This is a genomic window from Microbacterium sp. NPDC091382 (assembly GCF_044757025.1).
Classification (GTDB): domain Bacteria; phylum Actinomycetota; class Actinomycetes; order Actinomycetales; family Microbacteriaceae; genus Microbacterium.
In genome coordinates this window covers 746,207-764,399 of the sequence record NZ_JBIVUD010000001.1, presented here as the reverse complement: position 1 = coordinate 764,399, position 18,193 = coordinate 746,207, and the positions used below count along the sequence as shown (strand labels likewise).

Here is an 18,193-nt window from a genome sequence, read left to right as displayed (position 1 = left end):
TCAGCCGCCGAACTCGGCGAGGACGTAGACCTCGCTGTGGTTGACCGCGCAGAGCTGGGCGATCGGGTTCTGAGCGTCCCAGAACTCCTGCACCTCGGTCATTCCGCCGGGGATCGGCGAGCGCTCCGCGAGAACCGTGTGAAGCGACCGGAGATAGGGCGCGAGGGCCGTCGACGACGACGCGGCGAGCATGTCCGCCGCGTCGGCCGCGGCATCCAGTCGGCGGTTCCATTCGTCTGCGCCGAAAGCCGCGTAGAAGCCGTAGCCCTCGTCCGCGTTCGTGACCTGGCTGTATACGCCCGAGAACAGCTCGCACTCCTCGGCGAGCACGGCATCCTGCGGGAACGGTTCGGACGAATACGAGACGGATGCCGACCACTCGACCTCCGGGGTCAGCCCGAGCGTGAGGTCGGGAGCCGACCGGGCCTCCCACGGCCAGGAGAGCACGCGCTCCGGGTCGCACGGCCCGGACTGCGGCGCCTGCCCGAGCATCATCGAGTCGCCGAGCTCCGCCGTGAAGCGCTCCGCGGGATCGCACGTCAGCTGGATCTGCACCGAGCGCGTGCCAGCCGGCACATCGAGGGTGACGGCGCCGGGACCCGAGCCCGCGATCTCCTGCGTCGCGATGACCGACGAGGACGCCGGGGAGGGCTCGGCCGTCGGCGAGGGGGACGGCGACGGTGCCGCAGCGATCACCGGCACCTCCGCGGTCGGGGAGGCGCCGGCCGCGGGGTCGACGGCCGTCGACGCGCATCCCGTCGAGAGCATCACCAGCGCGGTCGCGAGGACGCTCGCCTTCGCGCGCCGGCGCGTGCGCGGCGCAGCGGCATCCCCCCAGATCATGTGATCTGTCTATCAGACCGCCCGAGACACCGTCAGCGGATACCTGACGTTCGCCGGGGACATCCCCAGTCGACGCCGCCACCGCACGGCTAGGCTGAGACGTCCCCGAGCCCGCCGCCGAGCATCGCGAGCCCCGCCATGGATCTGTCGATCATCGTTCCGACCTTCAACGAAGGTCCGAACGTCGATGAGCTGCTGCGGCGCATCGGCGACGCCCTCGAGGGACGCGTGTTCGAAGTCGTCTTCGTCGACGACTCGACCGACGACACCCCGCAGATCATCACCGCGGCGGCCGCGCGGGCGGGCTTCCCCGTGCGGCTGATCCACCGGGAGCACCCCGTCGCAGGCCTCGGCGGCGCGGTCGTCGCGGGGTTCCAGGCGGCGACCTCGCGCTGGTGCCTCGTCATGGACGGCGATCTGCAGCATCCCCCCGAGGACATCCCCCGACTGATCGACCGCGCCGACCGCGGCGACGTCGACGTCGTCGTCGCGTCCCGCTACGCCTCGGGCGGGACCTCCAAGGGCCTCGCCGACGCAACGCGTACCGCTGTCTCACGGGCCTCGACGGCGCTGACCAAGGCGATGTTCCCCCGCAAGCTGGCGAACTGCTCCGACCCGATGACCGGGTTCTTCCTCGTCGACACCCACGCCGTCGACGTCGACTCGCTCCGACCCCGCGGCTTCAAGATCCTGCTCGAGATCCTCGCTCGGCGTCAGCTGCGCGTCGACGAAGTCCCCTTCGACTTCGCCTCGCGCCACGCGGGAACCTCCAAGGCGACCTTCACTCAGGGCGTGCGCTTCCTGACGCAGCTCGCGATGCTGCGCTTCGGCCGGATGTCGGCGTTCGCCCTCGTCGGCGGGTTCGGCGCCATTGCGAACCTCGTCATCATGTGGGGGCTGATCCGGTTCGGGATGGACTACGTCCCCGCCGCGATCATCGCGAGCGTGATCACGATCGTCACGAACTTCCTGCTCCTGGAATACCTCGTCTTCGCCGACATGCGCTCCGAATCCGGGCGGATGCTCACACGGTTCGTCAAATCGTTCACCTTCAACGGGCTCGAGGCGATCGTCCGCATCCCGATCCTGTCGATCCTCGTCGAGGGCGCCCACATCCCGGCCGTCCTCGCGGCTGCGCTCACCCTCGTCGCGGCGTTCGTGCTGCGCTTCGTCTTCCACGCGCTCGTCGTCTACGCGCCGCGCCGCCAGGGCGCGCCCTCCGCGGCGACGGAGCCGGCGCCCGCCCCGGCAGGCAGGCGTACCCTGGAGTGATGACCGACACGTCCGCTCAGATCACGATGTTCGGCGCCGAATGGTGCCGCGACTGCCGCCGCACCAAGGCGCAGCTCGACAGCCTCGGGGTCGACTACCGCTACGTCGACCTGGAAGCGGAACCCGACGCCGCCGAGGTCGCCCGCGAGATCTCGGGACGCACGAACATCCCCGTCGTCGTCTACCCCGACGCGACCCACCACGTGGAGCCGAGCAACGACGATGTCGCCGCGAAGCTCCGCGAGCTGTCGCTCATCTGAGCCCACGGGCACAGCGACGATGACGACGACGTCACCGGCCCCACCGCACGAAACCCGGGAACGGCTCGACGCAGCGCTCACCCGCCTGCGCGCCGGCGCCACCGACTGGACGGCGCTCACCGCCGCCGGTCGACGTGACCTGCTCCGCCGGGTCCGCGCGGCCGTCGCCGACTGCGCCGACGACTGGGCCCGGATCGCGGCCGCCGGCAAGGGCCTCAGCGCGCGGCATCCGCTCGCCGGCGAAGAGTGGCTCGCCGGCCCCTACGCCGCGATCGTCGCCCTGGACGCCTACGCCGACACTCTCGACGCCCTCGCCCGAGGCCGCAGCCCGCTCGGCGGCATCCGCACGGGAACGGCACCCGATGGACGCACCGTCGTCCACACCTCGCCGCTGCGCCTCTCGGACCGGATCCTGCTGTCGGGCTACACGACCGAGGTGTGGTTGCAGCCCGGTGTCACGTCGCACGCGGCCCGGGATGCCGCGGGTCTCGGTTCGCGGCATCCGCTCCGGAGCACCGGTGTCGGACTCGTCCTCGGGGCGGGGAACGTGACCTCGATCCCGTTCCTGGACGTGCTGTACGAACTGCTGGCGCAGGGACGGGTCGCTCTGCTGAAGGTGAACCCGACGCAGGATGCGCTCGTCCCGGTCTTCGAGCGGGTGTTCGCTCCGCTCATCGACGCCGGGTTCGTCGCCGTGGTCAGCGGAGGCGGTGACGTCGGGGCCTACCTGACGCGCCACCCCGAGGTCGACCACGTGCACATCACCGGGTCGGAGGCGACCTTCCGCGCCATCGTCGGCTCGGACGATGACCGCCTGCGCGTCCCCATCACCGCCGAACTCGGCGGGGTGTCCCCGATCATCGTGGTGCCGGGCCGCTGGTCGAGAGCCGACCTCCGCTTCCAGGCCGAGCACGTCGCCACGATGCGACTGCACAACAGCGGGCACAACTGCATCGCCGGACAGGTCGTCCTGCTCAGCCGCGACTGGGACCAGCGCGAGGACTTCGAGCGCGAACTGCGACGCGCTTTCGCGCGGACCCCGAAGCGCCCGGTCTGGTACCCGAATGCGCCTGCTCGGCTGCAGCAGGTGAGCCGGACCTACCCCGACGCCGACTGGTTCGCGGGCGGCACGCGCGCGATCGCCGTCGGCGGCGGGGAGATCGAGACGACGGAATACTTCGCGCCGGTGCTGGGGATCGTCGATCTCCCGGGCACGGGGGCGACCTTCCTCGATGCGGCGATCGATCACGCGAACGACCGGCTGACCGGAACGCTCGGCGCGAACGTGCTCGTCGACCCGGTCACGGCGCGCGCACTCGGCACCGCGTTCGAGCGGTCGATCGCGCGCCTGCGCTATGGCACCGTCGCCATCAACGCGTGGACGGCCTTCGGCTTCCTCACGCCGACCGCCACGTGGGGGGCGTTCCCCGGCGGCTCGGTCGACGATGCGCCCAGCGGGATCGGGATCGTCCACAACGCGCTGCTGCTCGACGACGTCGAGCGGACCGTCGTACGCGGACCGTTCCGCCCCTTCCCGCGTTCGCTGACCGGCGGGAGGTTCTCCGTGCTCCCGAAGCCGCCGTGGTTCGTGACCTCGCGCACCGGCCGCGCCGTGTCCGAGGGGTTCACCCGCTTCCGCATCGACGGGCGGATCGCCCCCCTGCTGGCCACTCTCGCACGGGCCTTCCGCGCCTGAGTCGCCCCCCGCAGGGGGATGCACCGGGGACGGATGCCGGGCCGCGGCATCCGTCGACGTGAACAGCGGTTTACATCGAGTTAACGTCGCGTGCTCGCACGACCGCCCGTCGCGCGCTACAGTTGCCCACGAGCGGAACGTGCGGCCGGGGGGTCGCGCGGAGGTCCTTGGGGGACCGTGACGCTCGCTTTGGGGAAACATGCATCCGCCGTGGGGGCGGGTGCAGTGACGCACAGTGCTTGGGGGCATGATGCGGCGGCTGTCCGTTGTCTGTGGGGGCGCTCGGTGAGCGCAGTCGAGGGCCTGTCACCCTCGTTCACCTTGTCGGGGCTCGGCCCGCTGACCGCTGTCCGCGACCTGGCCGGCGCCGCACCGCGCGCGTCCGCCGCCCTCGTGAGTCGTCAGCAGTGGGAGCGCCGCTTCCGCGTGCGGCTGCGTGCCAGCGACACCGCCATCGTCGCACTGGCGTGCGCCTTCGCGACCGCCGCCTCGGTGCCCGTCACCGCCGCCGGCACGATCGGCACGATCCCTTACAGCGCGGCCGCCATCGCCGTCGCGACCGGGACGCTCTGGCTCGCCGCACTGCTCCTGTTCAACACCCGATCGTCGAGCATCATCGGGTCGGGCGCGGTCGAGTACGCCCGCGTCGCCCACGCCACCGGGCTCGCGTTCGGACTGCTCGCCATCCTGTTCGTCGTGTTCGAGTGGGACGGCATCCGTGCTCAGCTCTTCACGGCGCTCCCCCTCGGCACGCTGGCCCTTCTGCTGTCGCGGTGGGCCTGGCGGAGGTGGCTCATCGGTCAGCGCGCCGAGGGCCGGTTCGCCTCGCGCACCGTCGTCGTGGGTTCGCGGGACGACGTCGAGTACGCCATCCGCACCCTCGGTCCCGCCGGACAGCTCGGCTACCTCGTCGTCGGCGTCGCCCTTCTCGAGGACTCGAACGAGTGCGTGCGGGTCGACGGCGTCGAATACCCGGTTCTCCACGGCGAGGACGCCGTCCTCCGCGCGGCGGAGATCTACGGCAGCGACACCATCGTCGTCGCCAGCCAGCCCGCCGGTGACCCGACGTACGTCAAGCGACTCTCCTGGTCGCTCGAGGGCACGGCCGCCGAGCTCGTCATCTCGAGCCGGCTCGCCGACGTGGCCGGCCCGCGCATGTCGCTGCGGCCGGTCGAGGGCATGCCCCTCATCCACGTCAAGATCCCGACCTTCGAAGGGGCGTCCTACTACGTCAAGCGCGCGCTGGACATCCTGGTCTCGTCCGGCGCACTGCTGGCCTTCGCGCCCGTCGCACTGGTCATCGCCCTCGCTATCAAGACGAACGACGGCGGGCCGGTGTTCTTCCGCCAGTCCCGCGTCGGCCGTGACGGCCGCGAGTTCGCGATGCTCAAGTTCCGCACCATGAGGGTGGATGCCGAAGCACAGCTGGCCGCACTCCTCGAGCAGAACGAGGGCTCGGGCCCGTTGTTCAAGCTGAAGCGCGACCCCCGGGTGACCCGGGTCGGGCAGGTCCTGCGCAAGTTCTCGCTCGACGAGGTGCCGCAGTTCTGGAACGTGCTGCGCGGCGACATGAGCGTCGTGGGCCCGCGTCCGCCGCTCCCCGCAGAAGTCACCGCATACGACGGCACCGTCTTCCGCCGGCTCTACATCAAGCCGGGCATCACCGGTCCGTGGCAGGTCGGCGGGCGGAGCGACCTCTCCTGGGAGGAGAGCGTCCGCCTGGACCTCCGTTACGTCGAGAACTGGACGGTCATGACGGACCTCGTCCTCATGTGGCGCACCGCGAAGGTCATGATCGCACCGCAGGGGGCCTACTGATGACGCTCTACTCGAATGGGCGGGTGGATGCGGCGGGCAACCCTGTCGCCGCCGATGCGCACGACCATGCGACGCGCACGCTCCAGATCGCGATGATCGGCACGCGCGGCGTGCCCGCCTCGTACGGCGGGTTCGAGACGGCGGTCGAGGAGATCGGACGCCGGCTCGTCGAGCGCGGCCACGAGATCACCGTGTACACGCGCGGATCCGAGAGTCGCGAGCGGGAGTACCTCGGCATGAGGGTGGTCCACCTGCCCGCTGTTCCGGTGAAGCAACTCGAGACCCTCAGCCACACGGGCCTCTCCGCCGTCCACGCACTGTTCCGGCGTCGGCCCGACGCCGCCTTCGTGTTCAACGCCGCGAACTCGCCGTTCCTGCCACTGCTGCGCGCCCGCGGCATCCCGACCGCGCTTCACATGGACGGCCTCGAATGGAAGCGCTCGAAGTGGGGGCGGCGCGGCAAGGCGTACTACCGATGGGCGGAAGAGTTCGGGGTGCGAACGGCCGATGCGCTCATCGCGGACGCACCCGGCATCGGGGAGTACTACGACCGCGAATTCGGCGTGCCGACAGAGCTGATCCGCTACGGAGCGCCCCTCCTCGAAAGCGCGCCGGCCGACGGCATCCGCACCCTCGATCTGGAACCCGGTGGCTACCACCTCGTCGTCGCCCGGTTCGAGCCCGAGAACCACGTTCTCGAGATCGTCGAAGGGTACCGAGCCAGCGCGGCCGCGAAACCGCTGGTGGTCGTCGGTTCGGCTCCGTACGCCGCCGAGTACACGGAACGGATCCGCGCTGCGGCCGGCGACGATCCCCGCATCCGCTTCCTCGGCGGCGTCTACGATCAGGATCTGCTCGACGCCCTCTACTTCCACGCGTTCACCTACGTGCACGGTCACTCCGTCGGCGGGACGAACCCCTCGCTCCTTCGGGCGATGGGGGCGGGCACGGCCGTCCTCGCGTACGACGTCGGTTTCAACCACGAGACCCTCGATGATCACGGGCTCTTCTTCGCGGACGCCGCGGAGTCGACGCAGCGCTTCACCGCCATGGAGCGGGACCCCGATCGCACCGTGGCCTCGGGGGTACGGGTGCGAGCGCGAGCCGCAGTGGCCTTCCGCTGGGATGACGTGGCGCTCGCCTACGAAGACCTCGCGCTGCGACTGGCGCTCCGGGAATCCATGCACGAACTCGGACGCCGTGCGCGGCGACGGTCCGGCTCAGAACGGAGCGCCGGATGACGGCATCCCATACCGCCCCGACCGCCGACGTCGACGCGATCGACGAGGTAGAGAGGGACGTCGACGCGGGCCTCGAGCGGCGGCTCGCCACGCGACGAGGGATGCTCGCGTCGGTCGGCGGCAGCGCGGTGGCGCGACTGCTGGTGATGCCGGTGAGTGCGCTTCTCGGCATCGTCGTCACCCGACTCATCCTCGACACCTACGGTGAGGCGACGTACGCCCAGTACACGCTCCTGGTCGGCATCGCCGCCCTCCTGCCCTTCGCGGACCTCGGGCTGTCGGCGGCTATCCTCAATGCCGTGTCTGCAGCGGGTAACCCCCGGACCGATTCGAGGCTTCGCGGCGTTCTGGTCTCCTGTATGCGCCTGCTGGCGTGCTGCGCGATCACCCTTCTCACGGTCGCAGGCGCCATCTACGCGCTCGGGTACTGGGACACGCTGCTCGGCGATGGATTGAGTCTGGGATCGGGCGCGCTCGCAGCGACGCTCTGCCTTGCGATCTTCGGGCTCAACCTGCTCATCTCCTTCGGCCAGCGCATCCTGATCGCTCTCGGGCTCAACACGCTCGTCGTCATCCTCGGCGCGCTGCAGACTCCGCTGGTGCTCGTGGCGCTCTGGCTGACGATCTCGCTCGGGGCAGACGGCGGATACATTGCCGTCGCGTCCTATGCGAGCACGTTCCTGATCAGCGCCATCGCTCTCACCATCGCAGTGAGGCGCATCTCGCCCGCGTTCGGCGTGGCGCTTCGCCGGAGCCTCAACCCGCGCGTGCGCGGAGAGCGGGTCTTCAACGTCGCCTGGCCGATGCTCGTGCAGATGATCGCTCTCCCGATCGCCATGTCCTCGGACCGACTCGTCCTCAGTCACCTCGGCTCACTCGACGACCTGACCGAGTACAGCCTCGCCATGCAGATGTTCACGCCCGCCCTCGGCGTCCTCGCCACCGCCGGCATGTCGCTGTGGCCGGTCTTCGCTCGCGCGCGTGCGGCGGGCACGGCCACACCATTCTCACCGCACGCCATGGCCGGGATGTTCGCGGCACTCGCGTTCGCCGGCAGCGTCCTCATCTTCATGCTGTCGGGCTGGCTCGCCGACCTCGCATCGGGCGGCCGGATCGAACTGGGCTGGCCCATCCTCGTGGCGGGTGGCGTCTTCATCGTCGTTCAGGCGGTGAAGCAGCCCTACGGCATGGCGCTCACCGATGCCCGCGGGCTCACCTTCCAGGCTGCGTGCGCGATCGTGTTGCTCCCTGTGAGCCTCGGTCTCACGATCGCGCTCACTCCCGGTCTCGGAGCACCCGGTCCGCTCATCGGCTCGATCGTCGCCGTCGTCACGTGCCAGCTCGTTCCCAACATCCTCCTCGTCCGGCACCGCAGGCGCCGCGCTGCCCTCACGGATGAGGCCCTCGAGTCAGGAGCGCATCATCGGTGACGTGTCTGCAGTCAGGACAACGGCGCGGACGACAGCCGTGCAGCTCGCCCAAGTCGGCGACTCCTCCGCGTCCAACTGGGGCGACCAGTTGTATCCGCGGGTCACGAGCCACCTCCTCCGGCTGATAGGGCTGAAGGCCGCGGTCACCCACTTCGCACCTCTCGCAGGCACCACTCTCGACGGGGAGCCGATCCGGCCGATCCGAGAGATCCGGAGAACTAATCCGGACGCCGTTCTCGTGGGAGGTGGGGACCTCGTCCGCTTCGACACGACCACCGTGGCTCTCGACCACATGGCCATTCCGGAGGATCAGCGGCACGGTCGTCTCGTTCGGCTGCGGGCCGCATTGTTCGCGCGGCGGCATCTCCTGAGGGGTCCCGGAGCCTGGCTGCCGGAAGAGGACTGGGTGCCCGGTGCGCCGACCGTGCTGGTGTCCGTCGGCGCTCGCCGGGTGACTCACGATGCTCGCACCCGCGCGGCGGTGAGTCGTCTGAAGGGAGTCTGGGTCCGCTCGTCCCACGCCGGCCGCCAGCTCGCGGACATCGGCGTCGAATCCGAACGCATCGTCCGCGCACCCGACATGGTCTTCGCCCATCCCGCGCTTGCGGACCAGCCGGGATCGAGTCAGCGCGGTCGCGAGATCGTGCGGGACCGGCTGGGCCTGGACGAGCCGCTCGTCGTCTTCCACGCAGCGACGTTCCACGGCTGGCCGGAGGCCCGCGTCGAGGCCGCACTTCGCTCCCTGGCGGGTCTGCCGGTCGCCGTCCTGTCGCTCGGGACACGCTCGGGTGAGGACCGCGCGCTCGCGGCGGCTGCTCAGCGAACGGCGACTCACGCTCTCATCGGACTGGGGGCGGACGAGATCGTCTGCGTCCTTGCAGCCGCAGGTGTCGTGTTCACGACGAGCATGCACGTCGCCATCGTCGCCGGGTCGTTCGGCACACCCGTGCTCACCCCGGCCGTCGCGAAGACAGCCGAATCGTTCGAAGCCTGCCCTGCTCCACCCCAGGTCGAAGGTGTCAGCGACGAAGATCTCGCCGACACCGTCCGTGCCCGCAGCGGAAAACGCACCCACCACGACCCGGCTCCCAACGCGGTCGCGGCAGCGGAGGCCCTGAGGTCCGTCCTGACGATGGCCGGTGTGCCGTGACCGCGGCGCAGACGGTTCTCGCCGCACACCCGGGGGCCGAGTTGTTCGGATCGGACCGGATGTTCCGCGAATCCGTCGCGGGACTGATCGAGGGTGGAGCCCGGGTCGTCGTCGCGGTTCCCGCGGCCGGTCCGCTGATCTCGGAGCTTCGCTCGCTCGGCGCTGAGGTGGTCATCGCGCCCGGGCTCGTGCTGCGCAAAGCGCTGCTTCGTCCCTCCGGGTGGATGCGGCTCATCAGGGAGACCTTCCGCGGGCTCGGTTCAGCCTGGCGCATCATGCGTCGAGCCCGCCCGGACGCGGTGTACGTGAGCACCATCACCATTCCCCTCTGGCCGTTCGTTGCGCGGTTGCGACACGTGCCGGTGATCAGTCACGTGCACGAGGCGGAGGCCTCGGGGAGCGACTTGCTCAACCGGCTCCTGTACCTGCCGCACATGCTCTCGGACGAGATCCTGGTGAACAGTCGGTTCAGCCAGGCGACCATCCGACAGGTCCTGCCGAGGCTCGCGTCGCGGACGGAGGTCGTCCTCAACGGCGTCGTGGGACCCGCGACCCCGACCCCGTTGCGAGCCGGCCCGGACGGCGCACTCCGCGTGCTCTACATGGGTCGACTGTCACCTCGGAAGGGACCGGACCTGGTCATCTCCGCAGCCGCGCTCCTTGCCCGCGAGGGCGTGCCCGTCGAGGTCACCCTCGTCGGCGACACCTTCCCCGGATACGAGTGGTTCGGCGAGCAGTTGAGACGACAGGCCGAATCGGCGTCAGACCACGTGTCTGTCACATTCGCCGGGTTTCAGCCCGACGTCTGGGCCTTCGTCGCCGACGCGGACGTCGTGGTGGTGCCGTCTCGCATTGACGAGCCCTTCGGCAACACCGCCGTCGAAGCTGTACTCGGCCTCCGACCCGTTGTGGTCGCCGACACCAGCGGTCTCCGAGAGGCGGCGGGCAGCTACGCCACCGCGCGCATGGTTCCGGTCGACGAGCCTTCCGCCATCTCCGACCAGCTACGGGCGCTCAAGGAGTCCTGGACGTCCCTGCGAGCGGACGTCGTGGACAGTCGCGCTGAGGCTCTGCATCGGCATGCTCCCGAGTCCTACCGCGCCGCCGTGCGCCGTCATGTCGAGCGGGCCGTGGTCTCCGGATCGTCGACGCGGGCGGCCTCGTTTCGCCGCCGGGGCAGCAGCCGGTAGGTGCGCAATCCGCGACCCTTCGCGACGTCATTCGGAAGATGGTCTACGCCGCGAAGATACTCGCGTCCTTCCTCCTGCGCGGCATCCCAGGAATAGGTGCTCGCGACCTTCCGGCTTGCGTGCACGACGGCCGCGGCGTCGATGACACCCATCCGCAGACCGGCCCGCTCCACGAGATGCGCCCACTGGAAGTCCAAACCCCAGCCCCACCGGAGGTCGGGCGGGAAGGGCAGAAGCAGTCTGGCCGCGTCCGCTCGGATCAGAGTGACGGGTCCGATTTCGACGAACCTCGTCCTTCTGGCGACACTCAGCAGTCGCCGTTTCGCAACGGTCCAGTTGGCGTTGCTGAACCGCGTCTGCGCCGGCTGAGCGAGGGCGAGGTCGAGCCGCTCGCACACCTCGATGGCGAGGTCGAGGAAGCCGTCGGGGAGGACGACGTCGTCGTCGATGATCACCAGCCAGTCCACTGTGGGCAGATCCCGTACGAGGACGTTGAGGTTCTGGAACTTTCCGGCCGTCAGGTGGCCCGCGCCCGTGTCCGCAGCCATCTCGGCGGGGATCTCACCCATCGCTCCGACATTGACGATCACGTCGTGATGCGAGGCTCTGAGTCGAGCGACAGCCGAACGGATGGGCTCGGTCTCCCGGTAGATCCCGACTACTCCGACAGACCGTCGCGGTCCGGTGCGCAGGGCCCGGAGACGTCGCGCGTACAGGGTGTCCAGAGTTTCGGCTACTCGGCGTCCCGCCCGCTTGATGCCATAACCGCTCGTTCGCATACGACTCCCCCAGTCTGCGTGTCCCCGATCCGAGGATACCGGTCGTCGAGTCGATTCGCCCATCCCTGGCACGGAGAGCGCGGGATACGGCATAGAATGCCGGAAACAGAAGCGCCTGCCGGAGTCGTTGGGGGCGGACCGGGTGCTGTGGGGGGGACCTGTCATCGTGAATGACGTCGAACGTGCGCTGAACGTGCTCGCAACTGAGTCGGGGTTCGGTTCGTGAGCCTGAACGACTACTTCCTGGCTCTTCGCAAACAGTGGGCCGCCATCGTTGCACTCGTCATCCTCGGCGCCGCCATCGCTTACGGCTACGCGCAGACACAACCGGACGTGTACCGCGCACAAGCATCGGTCGTCGTCCTGCCGGCGCGCGGTGACAGCACGGCCGAGCTGGTGCAGGGCTCGAGCTACGTCCAGAGCCTCGTGAGCACGTATGCGCTCGTCGCAACGTCGCCAGTCGTGCTCGAGCCTGTGATCGACCGCCTGGGGCTGACGACCACCCCGCGCGCCCTCGCCGGCCAGGTCGTCGTCGAAACGCCCTTGGACTCGGCGGTACTCAACATCTCGGTGACCGGAGGGTCCTCGAAGGGCACGGCGAACATCGCGAACGCGATCGCCGACGAACTCGCCGATGCAGTGGAGGGCCTGTCTCCGCAGACGAGCACGTCCGGTCCTGCTGTGCGTATCGAGACGATCAGCCCTGCTGCCGAATCCCGGAACCCCATCGCACCCAACACGCGCCTGCTGATCGTCGTGGGGGCGCTCGTCGGTCTGGCCATCGGGATGGTTTACGCCTGGCTGCGACGGCTGCTCGCCACGCGACTGCAATCCCGAGAGGACGTCGCCGCGCTGACGGAGACGCCGGTACTGGGTGAAGTCGCCAACGTCTCGCACGGGGCCACCCTGCCCGACGCCGTGCGCCGCGCTGAGACCGGCCTGGCCGCCGAGTCGATCCGGGGTGTGGCCGCCGGGCTCCGGTTCGCGAACGTCGACGGCGACACGAGCGTGATCCTCGTCACGTCGGCGACGTCGAACGAGGGGAAGTCGTCGGTCGCTCTGTCGACCGCCCTGATCCTCGCGGAACAAGGCCAGCGTGTCCTCCTCATCGACGCCGACCTGAGGCGTGGGTCCATCGCGAAGATGACCGGGCTGGAGGGCGGCGTCGGTGTCACGACGATCCTCGTGGGGGACATCGATTTCGCCGACGCGATTCAACACTGGGGAACCAGCAATCTGAGCGTCCTCCCCAGCGGAACGATCCCACCGAACCCGGGCCAGCTGCTCACATCGGACCACCTGCGAGACCTGGTCGGGGAAGCGCGCAAGCGATTCGACGTCGTCGTCATCGACAGTCCGCCGGTTCTGGCTGTCAGCGATCCGCTGTGGCTGGCCCCTGTGGCGGACGGCATCCTCGTGGTCGCGCGCTATCGGTTCACTAAGCGGCACGCGCTCCGTCGCACGCTGGATGAACTCGAGTCGACCCGAACGAGGATCCTCGGCGTCGTCCTCAACGCCGTCAAGCGGATCGACTCCAGCCCCTACCACGACAACACCGCGTCGGTGACTCAGCCGTGGCGGTGGCGCATGAGCGATCGCCGGGGTGGGAGATCGAAGCCGCGGCCATGAGTCCGCGGACGACGATGACCGGTGGCGTGGACATCCTCCGCCGGAAGTGGACAGCGGAACCGGTGTTCGCGATCGCTCTGTGCGTCGTCGTCGGCCTGCGCCTTGCACTCCCGTTCAACGTGCCGGTGGGGGGTGTCCTCGGACTGGTCCTGGTGCCCCTCTGGCTGCCCCTGTTGCAGCGAGCCCGCCTGTTCATCACCCTCGCGAGCCTCCTGGTCGCAGCGACGATCACGGGCGTCCTCCTCACGTGGTGGATGTCGGCCGAGCGACTCTTCCTCCCCTCCAGCCTGGTCGAACGCAGCGCACTCGCGCTGGGTCTGCTCGGCGCCGTCGGCGCGCTCCTCTGGGCCCGAACCGTCATCGGGCTCTCCGCGGTGTCGATCGCGTATGGGACGGGAATGACCCTCGGCATCCTCGGGGAGATCGATGCGACCTCGACGTGGCGGTTCACTTTCTCGATACCGCTCACGATCCTCCTTATGGCCATAGCCGCCCGGGGCGACCGTCTCATGCCGCAACTGGTCATCGTGGTTCTGCTTGCCGCGGTCGGGGCCGTGAACGACGCGCGCTCGAACACCGCGATGCTGCTCCTGGCGGGCGTGGTCCTGATCTGGCAGCGGATAGGTCGGGGCGCTGGTTCCGCCCGGCGCCGGGCGGGCAACATCGTCGGCGTCGTCCTCTTCGGCGTCGCCGTCTTCTTCGTCGCGCAGGCGGCGATCCTCGAGGGCTTCTTCGGTGAGGCCACGAAGGATCGAACCCAGGCGCAGATCAGCACATCGGGCTCGCTCCTGCTCGGGGGCCGCCCCGAGATCGCGGCATCGGAGGCCCTGGTCCGCCTGCACCCCTGGGGCATGGGATCGGGCATCATCGCCTCCCCCGCCGACATCGCTGCGGCCAAATCCTCGATGGCGGCAATCGGCTACGACCCGCACAACAATTACGTCGACAGGTTCATGTTCGGCGGTGGCATCGAGGTCCACTCGATGGCAGGCGACTTCTGGCTCTGGTTCGGACTTCCCGGGCTCGCGTCGTGCGCCATCATCGCGGTCATCGCTGGCATGGGACTGGACCGCTCGTTGCGCGAGGGGGCATGCACCGCGCTCGCGGTCTACCTCGCCACACGACTGGTGTGGGACCTCGCCTTCAGTCCTGCGGTGTCGGCGATGAAGACGCTCCCGCTGGCACTGATCGTGCTGGCTGTGCCCGTGTCTGCCATCATCGCGCAGCGCTCGTCGGCCCGGCCGGGGACGCTACCAGAAGCCGCGGCGGCGGATCGAAGAGCCACCTGAGCGGTCCTCGTCGCGAGATCCGGTGAAGACCGAGCGAAAGTCCGATCGCGGCGAGCGCGGCCGCCGGGGGCAGCGCTGGGGCCGCGGTGCGGACCACGGCGTGGTCTGCCAACAGCGAGACAGCGGCGGCGAGCAGGATGACGATCGGCGTGTGCGCGAGGTAGACCGGCAACGTCCGAGAGCCGAGGCTCACGATCCAGGCGGCCCGCTGCAGGACCTGGCTGATGGCAATGCCCGCGAGCACCCCCAGGCACGCGAGGGCGGGGTACACCCCGGGGACCTGTCCCAGATCGAACACGGTGACGGCCCACGCCGCCGCGGCCCAGGACGCGAACACGAGGGTGCGGAGAACCCATCCGCTGCGCGCCGCGTACGCGAATAACGCACGCCGCCACGTCATCCCGATGAGGAAGAACACGTAGTACTTGCAGACACCCGTCCAGCTCGGCGAGGGCAGCGGGAGGATGCCGGTGAACCCGATGATCGAGATCAGCGCGGCAACGGAGAGCGTGACGACAGCGGGCACCGCGCGCAACGCCCTGTTGAGGAGGAAGAACAGCGCCAGCGCCCAGATGAACCAGAGCTCGAAGCGAGGGATGAGGGGGGAGATCGCGGTGTCGAAGATCTCCCTCCGTGGATTGATCTCGACCCCATGAGCCGCCTGACCGAGGAGATACGGACCGAGACCGAGCACCTCCCAGAGGAGGAAGACCCATACGAACAGGCGGAGCTTGGCGTTCCAAAGCCGGCCGAGTGACGCCGTCGCCCACTTGGCGGCGAACAACCCGGCCAACGTGAAGAACAGCGGCATCCGCATGGTGGCGAGCAGGTCATTGACCCACAGCCAACCTGAGACATCGCCCGCCACGCCCGCGAACCATCGCGCCGAATGGAACAGGACGACGAGCGCGATCGCCAGACCTTTGCCGGCATCCACCCATTCGACCCGACCGCCGTGCCCCACCTGGTCCGGTCGCCACAGCGAACCCCACACGATGACCCCCCATCATCAGCGCGGACCAAGCCCCGTCCGCAACGCTGTGCACCCCTGCACAGATGAAAAGTGTCTCATGGCTGACGGCGGAGAGCACGCCCCGTGTTCTGATGGGCATCCGTCCGCGCCACCCCACCCGAAGGCGACCCGCTGATATGTCATATACCCCTGCCCTCACGCGCGCCCGATTCCGCGCCCGGGTGATCGCCACCGCCGTGGCCGTCACCCTCATCGCTGCAGGATCGGCCGCGACATCGCCGGCAGCGATGGCTGCCACTCATGTCCAAGACTCCTTCAGCCGGACCGTGGCGGAGGGATGGGGGACGTCGACCTCCGGAGACGCCTGGACCGCCTCGGCCCCGCGCTCCACGAGCGTCCGCGACGGCGCCGCCGCGATCGCGCTGACGCCTGGTGCATCGACGGAACAGTCGATTCGGTCGACCTCACTCACCGACGCGGTCCTGGCGGCTACCGTCTGGCCCGAGAGGCCGACGACGGCAGGGAACGGCTCGACCGTCTCGTTCGCCCTTCGATCCGATGGCAAATTCTCCTACCAAGCCCGGGTCGGGTTCGGAAAGACGGGCGTCAACCTTTGGATCAGCCGGTTCGACGGCAGCAGCGGCCGCGAAGTCGTGTTGCGCTCGATGAAGCCGATCTCGAGCCTCCCCGCCGGAACGCGGGTCAACGTCGAGTTCTCCGCGACCGGTACCTCGCCGGTTCAGCTGCGCGCCCGCATCTGGCCACAAGGAGCGACCAAGCCCGCGTGGCAGGCGACCTACGATGACGCCAGCTCCCAGCGCATATCTCGAGCAGGGTACCCGGCCATCACGTCCTACCTCTCGGGGAGCTCACCGTCGACGACCGTGCGCCTCGACGAGGTCGGGATCGCAGATCCCCCCTCCACCACCTCTCCCACGCCGACGACTCCCCCCTCTGACGACGGCGAGACGGTGGGCAGCGCTCCCGTCGGCACGACGACCTATCCCGTCCCGACCCGCGCGATCTTCGTCGCCCCGAAGGGCACCCAGACCGGATCCGGCACCGCAGGCGACCCTTACGGAAGCGCCGCGTACGCCGTATCGAGAGCGCCGTCCGGATCGATCATCATTCTCCGGGGCGGCACGTACCGCGAGTACGTTCACGTCGACTTCAACAAGGCTCTGACGATCCAGGCCTATCCGGGAGAAGCGGTGTGGTTCGACGGGAGCTCACCGGTGACCGGCTGGGTCAAATCGGGCAACGTCTGGGTCAAGTCCGGCTGGACCCACCGATTCGACCACACGGTGTCGTTCACCGCCGGCAAGGACGAAACCCGCCGGTTCGTCGACGGTGCAAACCCGCTCGCCGGCTATCCGGATCAGGTGTGGATCAACGACAAGGCCCTCACCCAGGTCGGCTCTGCGGCGGCGGTGACGGCCGGCACGTTCTACGTCGATGAGAGTGGGAAACGCCTGCTGGTCGGCTCGGACCCTACGGGCAAGCGGGTGGAGGCCAGCACTCTCGCGCGTGCCTTCAAAGTCCAGGGCAAGCACACGACGCTGCGCGGATTCGGAGTCAAACGCTACGCGACGACTCTCTCGATGATGGGGGCGGTCACTGCGGAGGTCGACGACATCACCCTCGAGAACATGGTCGTCCGCGACAACGCCACGGTCGGTGTCTTCGCCTGGAACGACGTCAAGAAGTTCCACCGCGTCACTCTGCAGGACAACGGCTTGATGGGCCTCGGTGCCAACAAGGTCGCTGACTTCGCTCTGACCGACTCCATCGTCAGAGGTAACAACACGCAGAGCTTCAAACCCGCACCGGTCTCGGGAGGGGTGAAGATCACCGACTCGAGCGATCTCCGCATCGATGGCAACATCATCGACGACAACCACAGCGCCGGTGTCTGGTTCGACATCAACTCGCGCAACATCAGAGTCACGAGCAACACCGTGGCGACCAACAAGACCGCCGGTGTCCAGCTCGAACTCAGCCAACGGGCCGTCGTCGCGGACAACGTATTCTCGCGGAACGGGGCCGACGTGCACGTGATGAACAGCGGCGACGTCCGGATCTGGAACAACACCATCGATGCGGCCGGACGAGCCATCCTGTTCTGGCAGGACGAACGTCGGCAGACGAACTCGGCGTTGACATCCCTCGTCCCGTGGATTCTCGACGACGTCGTCGTTCGGAACAACGTGATCTCCTACAGCACGGGATCGGGTTCGTGCCCGATCCTCGCCCAGGACACCGAACGCCGCCTCGTCGGAGCGGGCGTCGGAGCCTGGATGGAGAACAACGTGTACTACCGGCGCGACTCGGCGACGCCCGCGAACCTCGCCTGCTGGGCGAACGGATCCTCCGGAACCAAGAGCCTGAAGACCCTCTCGGATGTGGTGGCTTTCACAGGGAACGACAGGATCTCCGCGCTGTGGACGGGCAGCCCGATCCTCACCTCGTCGCTCGCGCTGCGCAGTGACGTGCTCGCCTCCCCGCGCGCGTCCCTCGGCGGACTGCCGTCGGACATCGCCGCGACTCTCGGCGTCGCTGCGGGCACCAAACGGCCCGGCGCGTTCACCGCCCCGTTGGACCGATGAGCCAGCTCCGTAGCCAC

General features: G+C 68.9%; 14 protein-coding genes. 11 read left to right on the top strand and 3 right to left on the bottom strand.

The window, feature by feature from the left end; genetic code table 11:
- Nucleotides 1-843 (bottom strand): hypothetical protein, encoded by an 843-nt coding sequence (locus ACIQLK_RS03690; RefSeq protein WP_400362953.1) that lies wholly within the window; start codon nt 841-843, stop codon nt 1-3.
- 138 nt (nt 844-981) lie between these two features.
- On the opposite strand from ACIQLK_RS03690, the gene ACIQLK_RS03685 reads away from it, so the two are divergent.
- The 8 genes from ACIQLK_RS03685 (at nt 982) to ACIQLK_RS03650 (ending at nt 10,900) form a co-directional block, all read left to right on the top strand.
- On the top strand, nt 982-2,115 hold the full coding sequence (locus tag ACIQLK_RS03685) for a glycosyltransferase (protein ID WP_400362952.1): 1,134 nt from the start codon (nt 982-984) through the stop codon (nt 2,113-2,115).
- Nucleotides 2,115-2,375: a glutaredoxin family protein gene (locus ACIQLK_RS03680; RefSeq protein WP_400362951.1), complete on the top strand. Its 261-nt coding sequence runs from the start codon at nt 2,115-2,117 to the stop codon at nt 2,373-2,375. Before ACIQLK_RS03685 ends, ACIQLK_RS03680 begins: the two co-directional genes overlap by 1 nt.
- Before the next feature lie 19 nt (nt 2,376-2,394).
- A complete protein-coding gene (locus tag ACIQLK_RS03675; RefSeq protein WP_400362950.1) occupies nt 2,395-4,071 on the top strand; it encodes an aldehyde dehydrogenase family protein in 1,677 nt (558 codons plus the stop codon).
- A 285-nt stretch (nt 4,072-4,356) separates the two neighbouring features.
- Complete coding sequence (locus tag ACIQLK_RS03670) at nt 4,357-5,889, top strand: sugar transferase (RefSeq protein WP_400362949.1); 1,533 nt, start codon at nt 4,357-4,359, stop codon at nt 5,887-5,889.
- Complete coding sequence (locus ACIQLK_RS03665; protein WP_400362948.1) at nt 5,889-7,130, top strand: glycosyltransferase; 1,242 nt, start codon at nt 5,889-5,891, stop codon at nt 7,128-7,130. The genes ACIQLK_RS03670 and ACIQLK_RS03665 overlap by 1 nt, the downstream gene beginning before the upstream one ends.
- On the top strand, nt 7,127-8,560 hold the full coding sequence (locus ACIQLK_RS03660) for a lipopolysaccharide biosynthesis protein (RefSeq protein WP_400362947.1): 1,434 nt from the start codon (nt 7,127-7,129) through the stop codon (nt 8,558-8,560). The genes ACIQLK_RS03665 and ACIQLK_RS03660 overlap by 4 nt, the downstream gene beginning before the upstream one ends.
- Nucleotide 8,561: 1 nt before the next feature.
- Entirely contained in the window at nt 8,562-9,710 is a 1,149-nt protein-coding gene (locus ACIQLK_RS03655; RefSeq protein ID WP_400362946.1) for a polysaccharide pyruvyl transferase family protein, read from the top strand.
- A complete protein-coding gene (locus ACIQLK_RS03650; RefSeq protein WP_400362945.1) occupies nt 9,707-10,900 on the top strand; it encodes a glycosyltransferase family 4 protein in 1,194 nt (397 codons plus the stop codon). The genes ACIQLK_RS03655 and ACIQLK_RS03650 overlap by 4 nt, the downstream gene beginning before the upstream one ends.
- On the opposite strand, the gene ACIQLK_RS03645 is transcribed toward ACIQLK_RS03650, so the two are convergent.
- A complete protein-coding gene (locus tag ACIQLK_RS03645; protein WP_400362944.1) occupies nt 10,825-11,490 on the bottom strand; it encodes a hypothetical protein in 666 nt (221 codons plus the stop codon). The two genes, ACIQLK_RS03650 and ACIQLK_RS03645, sit on opposite strands and share 76 nt — an antisense overlap.
- A gap of 411 nt (nt 11,491-11,901) precedes the next feature.
- On the opposite strand from ACIQLK_RS03645, the gene ACIQLK_RS03640 reads away from it, so the two are divergent.
- Nucleotides 11,902-13,308: a polysaccharide biosynthesis tyrosine autokinase gene (locus tag ACIQLK_RS03640; RefSeq protein ID WP_400362943.1), complete on the top strand. Its 1,407-nt coding sequence runs from the start codon at nt 11,902-11,904 to the stop codon at nt 13,306-13,308.
- Entirely contained in the window at nt 13,305-14,597 is a 1,293-nt protein-coding gene (locus ACIQLK_RS03635; RefSeq protein ID WP_400362942.1) for a hypothetical protein, read from the top strand. Before ACIQLK_RS03640 ends, ACIQLK_RS03635 begins: the two co-directional genes overlap by 4 nt.
- Here ACIQLK_RS03635 and ACIQLK_RS03630 read toward each other — a convergent pair.
- Complete coding sequence (locus tag ACIQLK_RS03630) at nt 14,524-15,591, bottom strand: acyltransferase family protein (protein ID WP_400362941.1); 1,068 nt, start codon at nt 15,589-15,591, stop codon at nt 14,524-14,526. The genes ACIQLK_RS03635 and ACIQLK_RS03630 overlap by 74 nt on opposite strands.
- Nucleotides 15,592-15,746: 155 nt before the next feature.
- Here ACIQLK_RS03630 and ACIQLK_RS03625 point away from each other — a divergent pair, with 155 nt between their 5' ends.
- Entirely contained in the window at nt 15,747-18,176 is a 2,430-nt protein-coding gene (locus tag ACIQLK_RS03625; protein WP_400362940.1) for a right-handed parallel beta-helix repeat-containing protein, read from the top strand.
- The last annotated feature ends 17 nt before the right edge of the window (nt 18,177-18,193 follow it).